At 62.7% G+C, this 13,624-nt stretch carries 12 protein-coding genes; 3 read left to right on the top strand and 9 right to left on the bottom strand.

The annotated features are described in order from the left end of the window. Positions 1-67: 67 nt before the first annotated feature. Positions 68-568 carry an SRPBCC family protein gene (locus tag R2E40_RS15825; RefSeq protein WP_011706794.1) on the bottom strand — a complete coding sequence of 167 codons (501 nt, stop codon included), beginning with the start codon at positions 566-568 and terminating at the stop codon, positions 68-70. Positions 569-754: 186 nt separating this feature from the next. Here R2E40_RS15825 and R2E40_RS15820 point away from each other — a divergent pair, with 186 nt between their 5' ends. The 3 genes from R2E40_RS15820 to R2E40_RS15810 all read left to right on the top strand — a co-directional run bounded on the left by R2E40_RS15820 (position 755) and on the right by R2E40_RS15810 (position 2,307). Beyond that, on the top strand, positions 755-1,177 hold the full coding sequence (locus R2E40_RS15820; RefSeq protein WP_253626302.1) for a GNAT family N-acetyltransferase: 423 nt from the start codon (positions 755-757) through the stop codon (positions 1,175-1,177). Between the two features lie 416 nt (positions 1,178-1,593). Further along, on the top strand, positions 1,594-2,004 hold the full coding sequence (locus R2E40_RS15815) for an H-NS family nucleoid-associated regulatory protein (RefSeq protein ID WP_318163859.1): 411 nt from the start codon (positions 1,594-1,596) through the stop codon (positions 2,002-2,004). Positions 2,005-2,019: 15 nt separating this feature from the next. Next, the gene (locus tag R2E40_RS15810; protein WP_318163858.1) at positions 2,020-2,307 is read left to right on the top strand and encodes a hypothetical protein; all 288 of its coding nucleotides are present in this window, start codon (positions 2,020-2,022) and stop codon (positions 2,305-2,307) included. A gap of 278 nt (positions 2,308-2,585) precedes the next feature. Here R2E40_RS15810 and R2E40_RS15805 read toward each other — a convergent pair whose 3' ends face one another. From R2E40_RS15805 to recN, 8 genes are all read right to left on the bottom strand, one after another. Then, complete coding sequence (locus R2E40_RS15805) at positions 2,586-3,692, bottom strand: 3-deoxy-7-phosphoheptulonate synthase (RefSeq protein WP_318163857.1); 1,107 nt, start codon at positions 3,690-3,692, stop codon at positions 2,586-2,588. A gap of 259 nt (positions 3,693-3,951) precedes the next feature. Beyond that, positions 3,952-4,758, bottom strand: a complete 807-nt coding sequence (locus R2E40_RS15800) for a siderophore-interacting protein (protein ID WP_318163856.1) — start codon at positions 4,756-4,758, stop codon at positions 3,952-3,954. Between the two features lie 171 nt (positions 4,759-4,929). Continuing rightward, the gene (locus tag R2E40_RS15795; RefSeq protein WP_318163855.1) at positions 4,930-6,303 is read right to left on the bottom strand and encodes an efflux transporter outer membrane subunit; all 1,374 of its coding nucleotides are present in this window, start codon (positions 6,301-6,303) and stop codon (positions 4,930-4,932) included. Continuing rightward, a complete protein-coding gene (locus tag R2E40_RS15790) occupies positions 6,300-8,243 on the bottom strand; it encodes a MacB family efflux pump subunit (protein ID WP_318163854.1) in 1,944 nt (647 codons plus the stop codon). The genes R2E40_RS15795 and R2E40_RS15790 overlap by 4 nt, the downstream gene beginning before the upstream one ends. Further along, complete coding sequence (macA, locus tag R2E40_RS15785) at positions 8,240-9,403, bottom strand: macrolide transporter subunit MacA (protein ID WP_016351470.1); 1,164 nt, start codon at positions 9,401-9,403, stop codon at positions 8,240-8,242. The genes R2E40_RS15790 and macA overlap by 4 nt, the downstream gene beginning before the upstream one ends. A gap of 215 nt (positions 9,404-9,618) precedes the next feature. After that, positions 9,619-10,059 carry a universal stress protein gene (locus R2E40_RS15780; protein ID WP_011706786.1) on the bottom strand — a complete coding sequence of 147 codons (441 nt, stop codon included), beginning with the start codon at positions 10,057-10,059 and terminating at the stop codon, positions 9,619-9,621. A 360-nt stretch (positions 10,060-10,419) separates the two neighbouring features. Next, entirely contained in the window at positions 10,420-11,313 is an 894-nt protein-coding gene (locus tag R2E40_RS15775) for a DHHA2 domain-containing protein (protein ID WP_168756077.1), read from the bottom strand. A gap of 590 nt (positions 11,314-11,903) precedes the next feature. Continuing rightward, the gene (gene recN / locus R2E40_RS15770) at positions 11,904-13,568 is read right to left on the bottom strand and encodes a DNA repair protein RecN (RefSeq protein ID WP_011706784.1); all 1,665 of its coding nucleotides are present in this window, start codon (positions 13,566-13,568) and stop codon (positions 11,904-11,906) included. Between the last annotated feature and the right edge of the window lie 56 nt (positions 13,569-13,624).

Genomic DNA, 13,624 nt, shown 5'->3' with positions numbered 1-13,624 from the left:
TGTGCCGAGTCTGATCTCCATGAAAAAAGAAACACCGCCAGCTGGCGGTGTTTCTTTATATGGGCTCTTATTGAGCCAGGGATTTCAGTTGCTGCTTGTCCGGCGGGTTGTTCCAGTCGATGGGGCCGTGGGTAAAGCGGTATTGCAGGCGCGGCAGGCTGGTTTCCAGCCACTCTTCGCGAAAATAGGCGTAGCCCTGATCCCAGTCCGGGTCGTTGGCCCAGCCGGTTTGCAGGAAGTAGAGCCGGGTGCCCTGGCCTTCCGGCACGAACCGCAGGCTGACCTGGGTCTTCTGCAGGCGAATGTGGGGCAGGGAGGGCGGGAAATTCCAGCTGAAGCTGAGCAGGTCGTGGGGCATGACGGCCATCACCCGGCAACCTTCGCTGCCACGTTCACCCAGCGGGGCATCGGGTCTGAAATAGATTTCGAAGGGACCATTCGGTTCGGGCACCATCAGGCACTCCGGCGCCAGAAAACTGCGCAGGCCACTCTCGGTTGTCCAGGCGCGCCAGACATCGTCGATATGGGCCGGAACAAAGATGTTGCCTTCTATCTGCTTGTTATCCATAAATCAGCGAGCCTCAAACCATCCATACATGGGACTCAGGCAGTATAGTCCCATGGCTCATGAAATGGACAGAGGTGTGTCACACCCCTGCCATTGCCGAGAGACTATTATGCCCGTGCGATTTGACATGGTGCCTGTGTTCCATTGAGAGTGGGGTCAGGCAGTCACAATGACAAGGACGCTTTGATGATCAGAGTCATGCAAGAGACGGATATTCCCCAGCTGGCGCAGCTGTTTCTCAAAGGGCGGCGGCAGACGTTTCACTGGGTCGATCCCGCGCATTTTCGGCTGGAAGATTTTGACGAGCAGACCCGGGGCGAGCAGATCTGGGTAGCCGAGCAGGGGGGAGCGCCTTGCGGGTTTGTCTCCATCTGGGGAGATGAAAGCTTCGTTCACCACCTGTATGTCTCGGCCGACTGGCATGGGCAGGGGATGGGGCGAGCGCTGCTGAGTCGTGGGCTGGCGCCATTTCAGAAACCGGCCTCGCTTAAGGTGGCGACCCACAACACGGCGGCGCTGGCCTTTTATCATCGATTGGGGTGGCAGAATACGGCAGAAACCGGCCACTGCGAGATCACCGGCCCCTGGCGGCGGTTGATTCTGGAATAGGGCGCCAGCGCCCTGCGACTGATCAGATCATGGTTGCAGAGCTGCATTGCCGGCAGTAACGAGCGGATGCTGCCGGTAATATATAGTGTCAATCGTCTACCTTGAGTCTCATGTGGGTGAGTCAGGTTTTAACAACCGTGGCCAATTGTAAAAATAGCGGTCGCAACTGTGATGGAAAATATAACGGGGCACATCTGCGCTATTTGCCATACCCGGTATGGGGAATTGCATGGCAAAAGATGAGCTGGTGTGACGTAATGGGGAATGGCTGAATAAAGTCAGCGGTATATTCAGCCACTCTTTTTTGTTAAGAAAGTGACAGCGGCTATAAAATCATTATGTTGTCATCAAACAGCCGTGCTATTCTCAAGCTGTGTTATCCCTGTGACAAACAAAAATAATTCTGTGAGGAAGTAATGAACGAGTTTCTGAAAGTTCTGCTGAACATTCGCAGCCTGCGCGCTGCCATCCGTGAATTGCCGTTTGAACAGCTGCAAGAAGCAAAAGAAAAGTTCGAGCTGGTATATAACGAGCGTGCCGAGTCTGTTGAACAAGAGCGTGCCGAACAGGAAGAGCGTCAGCGCAAGCTGAGCGAGTTCACTGAAATGCTGCAGCAGGCCGGTATCGATCCCCGTGAGCTGCTGAACAGCGCCGCCGCCCCGGCTGCCGCTGCTGGTGCGATCAAGAGCAAGCGCGCCCCGCGTCCTGCCAAGTACAAGTACCAGGAAGATGGCCAGGAGAAAACCTGGACCGGTCAGGGCCGCATGCCGAAAGCCATTGCCGAACAAGTGGCACTGGGCAAGGATCTGAATGATTTCCTGATCTGATCCATGGGATCAGTCATGAATGATGCCGCCCATGAGGCGGCATTATTATTTGTGCTCACCAAAAATATCTTCTGTCAATTCCCCAACTCCCCTGATACGACCTTCTTGTGTCGCATTCAGACCGGTGCTCTGCACGTCAATTGGTCGCCCCATGATGGAACGATTAATTGGATATGGTCGTACCAATGGCTCCCTGTACGCGTTTTTGCTGTCACGCGATCATCGGAATGCCAGCCATATCTGGACTCATATAGCCCGTCAGGTATTAGCTGGCTGGCGATGCTGCAATGGAAAAAGCATTAAGTCAGCCGCAAGGGGTGCCTCTTTTTTGTTCCGCAACCCGCCGGATTTTACCGCGTGATTATCCACCCTGACCGGGGGAGACTGCTTGTCTGTGGCCTGCAGTGGGTAATACCTGAGCCAATATATTATTAATGCCAGCCGGATCCGAATGTCAGCGTACTTTGCATGGAAAAAGAGTGAGCTGGTCATTTAATCGGTAGGCTCGAGCAGTCGACAGGGCAGGAATATCGGCAAAATAATAAGGCTCCCGTTGTGGGAGCCTTATTGCTTATGGTCGTTCAACTTGCCAGCTGGGCATGCCAGCGGGCGGTGTCCGGTTGTGCCCGAGCAGGGTGTTGGCGCCGTGTCTCGACGGCCTCTGCCAGCATAGCGAGCAGGGTCTGGGTATCGTCCCAGCACAGGCAGGCATCGGTGACCGACTGGCCATACACCAGCTCGGCCAGCGGCGCCGGTTTCTGGCTGCCTCCCTGCAGGAAGCTCTCGACCATGACGGCGGCGATGGCATCGCTGCCTTCCCCCAGCTGGCGGCAGAGCTCTCCTGCCACCCGGATCTGGTTCTTGTGCAGCTTCTGGCTGTTGCCGTGGCTGCAATCCACCATCAGTCGGGGCGTGAGCCCCTGCCGTGCCAGTCGCTCGGCCGCCTCTTCCACGTCGCTCTGGTGATAATTGGGGCGGGTGCCGCCACGCAAGATGATGTGGCCGGCCGGGTTGCCCTCACTCTTGATCACCACCATGCCGCCCTGGCTGCCGGGGGTGGTAAACAGGTGGGAGGCTTCGCTGGCTTGAATGGCATCGATGGCCACCCGTATGTTGCCATCGGTACCGTTCTTGAAGCCGATGGGGCAGGGCAGGGCCGAAGCCAGCTGCCGGTGCACCTGTGACTCCGTGGTACGGGCGCCGATCGCTCCCCAGCTGATGAGATCGGCCAGGTAGAGGAAGCTGGTGGTGTCGAGAAACTCGGTGGCGGTGGCCAGCCCCAGCTGGTTGATGTCGAGCAGCAGCTGGCGTGCCAGTTGCAGGCCATGGCCTATGTCGTTGCTGCCGTCCAGATGAGGATCGAACACCAGCCCCTTCCAGCCCACCGTGGTGCGGGGCTTCTCGAAATAGGTGCGCATCACAATCTGCAGCCGATCCCGATAGTCGTGGGCCAGCACTGCCAGCCGCCGGGCGTAATCGAGGGCGGCGAGGGGATCGTGAATGGAGCAGGGACCGATGACCACCAGCAGGCGATCGTCTTCCCCGCTCAGGATCTGGCGAACCTGCTGACGGTGCTGATCGATCCGGGTTGCCAGGTCGGCGGGACAGGGGTGAAGTGCCAACAGGTCGGTAGGAGTGGGAAGAGCCTCCACCGCGAAGGCGCGCATTACCGAGTTCAAGACTGCCATCTGGATTACCTTGCTGTGCAAATGGAGTGAATGACGTGCACTCCACACCGGGACCCGGGCGAGGGAGCTGCAATGGGGCGTCATCACCTGTTATTGTTGAGAGTGATTATCATTATCTTGTTGTCGGCCACAAATGCAAGCACAACCGAGTGGCATACCAGAATGGGGGGGAGAACAGGCGGGTGGCATTGCACCAATGGCAATCAAGCCCATGGCCGGCAGACCATGAGCTTGATATTTCAGGGGGAAATCAGCTGATTCAGCTGTCCATCACGTCGTGACGCGCATGGTGGTAGGCCTCTTCATCCTTGCCATGGCGCCAGTAGGGCACGGCGTAGACCCGGGTGCGATCCACCTCGAGCGTGCGCCGTACGTGGCGGCGCATGGGGACCACCAATCCCTCTTCCCCGCCGAACCAGAAGTAGCTCTGTTGCTCTTCCAGCGGCAGGGCGGTGAAGTACTCCACCAGCGGCGCCGTCTCTTCGGGGGAGCCGACAAACCAGCGCAGGGTTACCCCGGCGGGCAGCGACAGATCCTGCACATCTTCCTGATAGGGCACCAGCAGGGCGATGTGGCCGTGAGCATCGGCGGGCATTACCTCGGCCATGGCGCTGATGGCGGGCAGGGCGGTGAGATCCCCCACCATGTAGTAGTGGCTGGCAGGCTGCAACATGGGGTCCGGACCACCTGGGCCCGAGATCGCCAGCAGGTCGCCTGGCTTGACCTCGTTGGCAAAGCGGCTGGCGGGGCCGCCATCGCCGTGCAGGGCGAAGTCGATATCCAGCTCCAGCGCCTCGCGGCGAAATGCGCGAATGGTGAAGGTGCGCATGATGGGGCGCTGGCTCGGATCTTCCCAGCGTGGCCCCTGCGGGGTGGGGGTGGGCAATACGGCATGGGCCTGGCCCGGCTGGGGCAGCATGATCTTGATATGGGCGCCGCCACAGGTGAAGGGGTAGTCAGCGAGCTCCGGGCTGGTCAGGCAGATCCGGCGCAGGTGCGGGCTCACATCCTGAATGTGCTTGACCGTGAGCAGACGGGGACGATTGACCGGGGCGGACTGGGACATGGGCATACTCCTGACTGATAATGGCGCCCATTTTTCATTAAATGAAAATTATTATCAATTGCTTTGTGTGTCAGCTGTCAGACCCAGGCCGAGGGGGAAAGGCACACAAGGGGAGAAATAAGGGAGAGGCCTCATGCCCTCGCGCGGTGCGAGGGCATGAGGCAAGGCTGGTCAGCTGCGGTCACTCCCCCCCAGTGCCTTGTAGATCCTGGCCATGGTGTTGAGCTGTTCCTTCTGCTGGCCGAGCAGGGCGAGCTCGGCATCCCACAACCGGTTCTGCTCATCCAGCCAGGGTTGTACCCCGGTGGCGCCAGCCTGGTAGCGGGCTCTGGCCAGCCGCTCCGCCTCCTTGGCAAAGTCCAGTTGTTCGGCCAGGTAGCTCAGGCGCTGCTCGCCGTGATGGCGGGCGGCCAGACCATCTTCCACCTCCACCAGCGCGCTGTAGAGCTGCTTGCGAAACTCCGCTTCGGCTATCTGGTAATCGAGCCTGGAGCCCGCGATGGCGAGCCGGGTCTTGTTGTATTCGAGGAAGGGCAGCGCCAGCGTGGCGCCCAGGGTACCCACCGGGTTTTGCAGCACCTGGGTCAGGGTGTCCGAGCTGCTGCTGGCCCCGCCGGTCAGGCTCAGGGTGGGGTAGAAACCGGTGCGGATCTCGTCCCCTTTCGCCAGGGTCTTGCGCAGGCGCAGCTCGGCGGCGCGCACGTCGGGGCGCCGCGCCAGCACATCGGCCGGAATGCCGACCGCCAGCGTGGGGATGGGAGCCGTCGGCAGCGCCTTGGGTTCGAACGTCAGCGGGCCGCTGCTGCGGCCGAGCAACAGCCGCAGGGCATTGCGGGCCTGCTCCTGCTGCATCAGGAGCGAGCTGAGCTCCGCCTGCTTGCCGGCTTTCTGCTGGCTGGCCTGCACCAGGTCGAGCCGGGTCACGGCGCCGGCCCGGTACTTGGCCTGGGTCAGCTGCTCGGCGCGCTCATAGTTGGCGAGCTGCTGCTGGCCGAGGGTGATGGCCGAGCCGAGATAGGCTAGCTGCCAGTACTGCTCCAGCGCCTTGCCGATCAGCATCAGGCGGGTGGCCGCCAGATCCTGGGCGGAGGCCTCGGCCTCCCAGCTCGCCTGATCCCGTATCGAGGTGAGCCGGCCCCACAGATCCACCTCGTAGCCGAGGGTCAGGGAGGGGCCCATGCTGCCACTGGCCTTGCCGCTGTTCAGATCCTTGGTGCCATTGCCGCTGATGCCGGCATTGACCGAGGGGGTCAGGTTGGTGTCGGCCAGGTCGGCGCCGAGCAGGGCACTGCGCAGGCGCAGACCGGCTACCTGCATGTCCGGGTTGGCGGCCAGCACGGCCTCGATCAGACGATCCAGCTCGGGGTCGTGGAAGCCTTGCCACCAGGGGCCGGCCTGCTGCCGAGTGAGGCCGTCGTCCGGCTGTTGCCAGTGGTCGGCCAGCGCCAGATCCTGCCGCTGATAGCTGCTCTGCTGGCTGCAGGCGCCGAGACCGAACGCCAGGGTGAGGCAGAGCCCCAGTTTGGATAAGTGGTACATCGTCATTCCCTCGCCAGCGCCTCGACCGGGTCGAGCCGGGCGGCATTGCGGGCGGGCAGATAGCCAAACAGGATCCCGACGAGCGAGGAACAGCCAAACGCCATCAGGATGGAAAAGAGCGAGAAGTGCATCTGGATGCTCTCCACGAACAGGGAGAAGAGCAGGCCGATGAAGAGGGAGACGCCGACCCCGAGCATGCCGCCCAGCAGGCTCACCATCACCGCCTCGATCAGAAACTGCTGCAGTATGTCGGACTGGCGGGCACCGACTGCGATGCGAATGCCAATCTCGCGGGTACGCTCCACCACCGACACCAGCATGATGTTCATCACCCCGACGCCGCCGACGATGAGGGAGATCACCGCGATGGCGGAGACCAGCAGCGTCATGGTGGCGGTGGTCTTCTCCACCGACTTGATGATGCTGTCGCTGCTGAAGGTGAAAAAGTCCTTCACCCCGTGGCGCTGGGTCAGCAGCTCTATGGCGGCCTGTTCGGCCAGCGCCGGCTGCACCCCGTCCTTGACCCGGATGGTGAGCTGGCTGAAGTGGTTCTGGGAGATGAGGCGGCTCATCACGGCGCTGTAGGGCAGCCAGACGTTCACCGACTGGCTGCTGCGGCCAAACCCGGTCTCCTCTTCCACCACGCCGATGATGCGCACCGGCAGGGTGCCGACCAGTACCACCTGGCCGACGGGATCCTGCTTGCCGAGCAGGCTCTCGATGGTCTTGCCGTCCACCACCGCCACCGCCGCCCGGTTCTGGATGTCGCGCTCGTCGAACAACCGGCCGTTGGTGAGCTTCATCCCCTTGACCCGGAAGAAGTCGTTGCCGACCCCCACTATGCTGCCGCTGCTGGTCTTGTTGCGATAACGCAGCTGGCCGGGAGCGGCTATCTGGGGACTGGCCCCTTCCAGATAGGGCTGACCGAGCAGGGCATCGAGATCCCGCTTGTTGAGGGTCTGGATGCTGGCCGCCTTCTCGTCCCCCCAATCCTTGCCGGGGAAGATGTCGATGGTGTTGGTGCCCATGGCGTTGATCTGATCGATCACCTTGGCGCGCGCCCCCTGACCGAGCGCCACCACGCTCACCACGGCGGCGATGCCGATGATGATGCCAAGCATGGTGAGGAAGGTGCGCATGCGGTGGGCCAGCATGGCGTGCAGCGCCATGCGCGCCGCTTCCCGGTAGCGATCCCAGTCGTGGCCAGCCCCTTCCTTGCCGGCAGGGGCGGCGGTCGGAGTCACGGGGACCGCCGCCGGCTTGCGGCCGCAGTCCTCCTGCACCCGGCCATCTTTCAGGGTGATGATCCGGTCGGCGTGGCTGGCCACCTCCATGTCGTGGGTCACCAGTATGATGGTGTGACCCTGGGCGTGGAGCTCCTTGAGAATGGCCATCACCTCCTTGCCGCTCTGGCTGTCGAGGGCCCCGGTCGGCTCGTCCGCCAGGATCACCTCGCCGCCGTTGGCCAGCGCCCGGGCGATACTGACCCGCTGCTGCTGGCCGCCGGAGAGCTGGCTCGGGGTGTGATGGCTGCGATCGCAGAGCCCCAGCCGCGTGAGCAGCGCCTGGGAGCGGGCCTGGCGCTCGGCCCGCGGCGTACCGGCGTAGACGGCCGGGATCTCCACGTTGGCGGCGGCATTGAGGTGCGGCAGCAGGTGGTAGCGCTGAAAGATGAAGCCGAAGTGGTGGCAGCGCAGCCGGGCGAGGGAGAGGGCATCCAGGGTCGCGGTATCCTGGCCACGGAACAGGTACTGGCCGCTGCTCGGCCGATCGAGGCAGCCCAGCAGGTTCATCAGGGTCGACTTGCCGGAGCCGGAGGCACCGACGATGGCGATCATCTCTCCCGCCTCGATGGTGAGGTCGAGCGGATGGAGCACGGTCACTTCCTGCTCCCCGCTCTGGTAGCGGCGCTCGATCCCCTTGAGTTGGATCAGCGGCTCGCTCACAGCATGATCTCCACGTCATTGTTGCTGGCCGGCTTGCCCTGGCCCAGGGTGACCTTCTCCTGTTCGCTCAGGCCGCTGACCACTTCGATCTTGATGTCGTCCTTCATGCCGGTCTTGATGCGGCGGGTCTCCTTCTGATCGTCCTCCTTGAGCAGGGTGACCTCGTACTCGTTTTCACCGAGCTTCTTGCCAAGGGCTGTCTGCGGAATGGTCAGCACCTGCTTGCGCTCACCGAGCACTATGGTGACCTGGGTGGTCATGGCGACCCGCAGGGTGTGATCGGGGTTTGGCACGTCGAACAGGGCGTAGTAGTAGACTGCGGCGTTGCTGGTGGCCGTGGTGCTGGTGGCCTGCTCGTTGATGTTGGTGGGGGCCAGCTCGACGGTGCGCAGGGTGCCGTGGTAGCGGGTATCCGGGTCTCCCATTAGGGTGAAGTAGACCGGCATGCCGGCCTTGACGCGGGTGACGTCCGCTTCCGAGATCTGCGCCTTGACCGTCATGGTCTCCAGGTTGGCGAGCTTGAGCAGGGTCGGCACCGTCTGGCTGGCGGCCAGGGTCTGGCCCTGACGGGTCACAATGCTGACGACGGTGCCATCCATGGGGGCCTGAATGCGGTTGTAGCCGAGCTCGGTCTTGGTTCGCTCCACCTTGATCTGGGCATTCTCGACCTCGGCCTGGGCGCTTTGCAGCTCGGCTTTGGTCACGGCCAGGAGGGCTTCGGCGCTCTCCAGATCGGCGCGCGAGCTCGCCTCCTGCCTGAACATCTGCTGCTGACGGCGCCAGCTCAGCTCGTTCTGCTTGAGCTGGGCCTGCTTGATCTTGAGCTGGGCGCGGCGACTGGCGAGATCCGCCTCGGCGGTCTTGAGGTTGTTCTGGGCGATCAGCGGGTCGATCTCGGCCAGCAAATCCCCCTGCTTGACCTTCTGGCCAGCCTCCACCGCGAGATAGGTGACCTGACCGGAGACCTGGGCACCGACATCCACCTGCTCGATGGCCTGCAGTACCCCGCTGGCCAGCACGGTCTGCTCTACGTCCTGACGGGTCACCTGGGCGGTCAGCACCGGCTCGGGCGTCTTGCTCGGCCAGATCAGCCAGCCGATGGCGAGCAGGGGGACGAGGGCGAGCAGGGCAATTTTTCTCTGCTGGGGAGTTATGTTCATGTTTCACCTGAAAGAAGCGAACGAAGGCGTGCAAGGGCAATATCCTGCAGCAAACGAGGCTTAAAAAACAGCGATGAATATGTAAGGAAACATGTAGATAGCCTTGTCATTAGGCCGGGGCAATGAGGAGGGCAAGCAGGGGATGGCGGGGTAAAAAGGACCCCGAAAGGGAGGTGGCAACAGGGTGCCCACCTCGCGGGTGGGCACCCCGGTCATCAACCGACGGCTTTGAGCTGCTCGCTGTAGGGCTCGTGGCAGATCTGGATGTCGATCGGCAGCTTGTAGATGAGCAGGCGGGCCAGGGAGCCTTCCATCCAGTGGTGGCGGCTGCCGACCAGCAGCAGATCGGTCGGGTTGGCGGCCAGCCAGCGTTTCAGGTCGGGCACCACGTCATCGACCACCAGACACTGGTAATCCACCGGGTGCTGCAGGGTGGTGATGAGTTCGCTGATGATGGCCTTGGCATCCAGCGTGCCCTGGGCGCTGCGCTCCTCTTCCGACAGCGACAGGCTCTTGCGGCGCATCTTGCTGCTGTGGGTCAGGTGCAACAGGGTCAGCTCGCCCCCCATGGCTTGTGCCAATTGACTCGCTTTGGCCAGCGTCTCCTGCTCGTAATCCTTGCCTTCCAGCAACAGCACAATATTGGTTGAGGTCATAAGCAGTTCTCCCTTGGCATGGCGCGGGTCACCCAGGACAAACGGCCTGTCCCATACCACTGTGTGCCCGCTATGTGTCGCATAGCACGAACCTGGCTCTCTGTACGGCAGGCGTCACCTCGTGTCGGTGATGCATCGCCAGGCCATGTTCGTTTACATCATCATAACAGACCGAGTTGAATGGAAAATGAAGGAAAACCGGGTTTTGGCGGGAAAATGGGATACGAGGCGTTAAAAGTGTGAGCAAAGCATGAGTTATCTGGCCGGGAAGCGCCGTGAATGGGCCGGTGAGGCGGGGGGTGAGGGGGCTGAAAAGAGGAGTGGGCGGCGAACCGGCAGAGGTCGGCCCGCCGCCTGGGGTCAGATCTGCTCGCCGGAGAGATAGCGGGTCAGCCAGGGTAGCCCCTCCTTCTTGCGGCTGACGGCACCAACCAGATGCGTTGGCTGCTCGGGCAGAATGCCGTTGCTGGCGAAGTAGAGCTGGCTGCCCCCCTTGGCCAGGTCGGTCAGCATCAACACATAGGCATCCAGCTCGTCCTGCATCAGCCGCGCTTGCATGGCTTGTTCCAGCTCGGCCTGGCGACTGTGCAGCTGGGCGGGATCCATCACGCAGATCTGGCTGACATAGAGCTGGTAGCCGGCGATCTGGTAAGCCTTCTCATCGGCGGCAAGCAGCTCGGTCATGGGGGCGTCACCGAGCTGAGTGCGCCGTTCCAGCAGGGTCTGGGCAAAAGGCTCCAGCGCCAGATCGGCCAGCGGCAACAGGGCATGGACGGCGGCGCGGTCGCGGGCCGTGGTGGTGGGCGAGGTGAGGCTGAAGGTATCGCTGATGATGGCCCCCAGCAGCAGGCGAGCCTGGGCGCGGGAGAGGGTGTCATAGCCCATCAGCTCCAGCAGCACGGTGGCGCTGCACCCGACGGCCCGGATCCAGGCATCGAGCGGGCCCCGGGTGATGAGGGTACCGATGCGATGGTGATCGATGAGGCCCTGCACGTCCGCCTCGGCCAGCCCTTCTGGGCCCTGCTCCAGCTCGCTGAAATCCACCAGGAACACCTCCTTGTTGGCCACGCTGCCCTGCAGCAGAGGCGGGGCTGCAACGCCGGCGGTTTCCAGAATGAAGCGGGTTTCCGCAATGGGCTCGCCGAGGGCGTAGGCCTGGGCCGCCCGACCTTGACGATTGAGCCAGTCGGCGGCAACCAGAGCGGTACAGATACTGTCGCTGTCGGGATTCTTGTGACCGAACACATGGAGCATGGTGCCATTCCTGCGGTTGATGACGTACCTGAGGCAAGATCAGGTATGCGGGGCAAATGGGAAAACAGGGGGCTGGCCCCCGCTCTGGTTTCACTCTATGCGCCGTCCCCGCTGATGGCAACCGGCGCAGGCCGCTCTGCGGCGGGCGAAATCCTGTGGTCAAAGGGGTGCCCACCCCTGTTGCTGAATCATCTTGGGGCAGGACAGGGAGGCAGACCAGGGCGGCAGATTAGAGCAGGGAGGCAAACTCGGACAGGGAGACAAGCGGAAGGAGATAGCCGCGTGGCAAACGCTGGCGGGCTCGCCCATCGCCGCAAGGTCCACGCGGCAGGAGTTGAGGAGGCTAAGGCGGACAAGCAAAGAGATAAGGCCGTGGCTCGGTATGAGTGAGAGGCTATGAGACTTCGATCCGGTCAAGCAGGCCGTGACCAGGCAAACCGTCAGGGGGTGATCTCTCCAGAATGCGGCAACGGCGGCATGGTGATGATGCTCCAGCCGCTAAGCCACAAACCGCCGTCACCAGCAGGCGAGGTGACGCGAGGTACCCGATGCTCACCGTGGGCCCCGCGTGCAGATGGCTGACCTGTATCTCAGCAGGCCAGCAGTTCGCGGGCGTTGGCCAGGGTATTGTCGGTGATCTGGTCTCCCCCCAGCAGGCGGGCCAGCTCGTTGAGACGGGCCCCTTGATCCAGCGCCTGCATCTGGGTTTCCGTGGTCTTGCCGTCGGTGTGCTTGCTGACCACCATGTGCTGATGGCCCTTGCCCGCCACCTGTGGCAGGTGGGTGACCACCATCACCTGGGTGGATTCACCCAGCTGGCGCAGCAGGCGCCCCACCACGGCGGCAGTCGGGCCGCTGATGCCCACGTCCACTTCGTCGAAGATCAGGGTGGGGGTGGAGACCTTGCGGGCGCTGATGACCACGATGGCCAGGCTGATGCGCGACAGTTCACCGCCGGAGGCCACCTTGCCGAGCGGCTGGATGGGCTGGCCCGGGTTGGTGGTGACCATGAACTCCACCCGATCGATGCCAAGGGGCGAGAGGCTGCTCTGGGCATCGGGTCGCACCTCGATGGCAAAGCGGCCATCCGGCATCGCCAGTTCGTGCATGCTGGCACTCACCTTGGCGCCAAGCTCCTCGGCGTAGCGCTGGCGACTCTGGCTCAGGGCCTCGGCGGCCTGCACGAAGGCCAGGCGGGCCTCGGCCAATTCGTCTTCCATCCCCTCCAGCCGCTCCTCGTCGGAGTTGAGGCGCGCCAGATCGGCGGCCAGCTCCTGGTGGTGCAGGGCCAGCTCGGCCGGTTTGACATGGTGCTTGCGGGCCAGGTTGATGGCCTTGGAGAGGCGGGCTTCCAGCTCGTTGAAACGCTCGGGATCCAGCTCCAGCCGGTCCAGATAATTGCGCAGCTCGCTGTGGCTCTCCTGCACCCCGATCAGCGCTTCGTTGAGCATGCCGAGCACGTCGCCAAGCCGGCTATCCATGGCGACCAGGCTCTCGGCCCGGTCGACGACGGTCTGCAGCAGGCCGGCGATGGTGGTCTCCTCGTTGTCATAGAGCAGGTCGAGACAGGCGCCGCACTCCTGCATCAGCTCGGTGCCGTTGGCCAGGCGCTGGTGCTCCTCTTCAATCTCTTCAAACTCCCCCGGCTGCAGGGCGAACTCGTCCAGCTCCTGCACCTGATATTCGATGAGCTGGCGACGGGCCTCCCGCTGCTGCTGCTCGGCCTTGAGCCGGTTGAGTTCGTTCTGCAGCTGGCGCCACTGCTGGTAGTGGCGACGTACCTCATCGAGCAGCAGATGGTGGCCGGCGTAGCCATCGAGCAGGGCGAGCTGATAGTCGGGTTTGAGCAACATCTGGTGGGCATGCTGACCATGGACGTTGACCAGCAGCTGGCCCAGGTTCTTGAGCTGGGTGAGGGGGACGGGCACGCCGTTGATGTAGCTGCGCGAGCGTCCCTCGGCGGAGATGACCCGCCGCACGATACACTCCCCTTCGTTTTCCAGCTCGTTGGTGGCGAGCCAGGCGCGGGCGGCCGGGTTGCCGTCCAGCAGGAAGCGGGCGCTGACCTCGCTCTTGTCGCTATCGGGTCGTACCATGCCGGCCTCGGCCCGTTCCCCCAGGCACAGGCCCAGGGCGTCGATGGCGATGGATTTACCGGCCCCGGTCTCACCCGTGATGCAGGTCATGCCCGGTTGCAGATCGAGTTCGAGAAACTTGACGATGGCGAAGTTGTTGACGGTCAGCTGGGTCAGCATGGTCTCATCCTGTATGGGCCAACATTACTGTGTATGCATCCAGTATATACTGGTTT

It is taken from the genome of Aeromonas sp. CD, assembly GCF_033349375.1.
GTDB lineage: Bacteria > Pseudomonadota > Gammaproteobacteria > Enterobacterales > Aeromonadaceae > Aeromonas > Aeromonas hydrophila.
The sequence above is the reverse complement of the archived record's forward strand: the minus strand, read 5'-3'. Positions and strand labels throughout refer to the sequence as shown.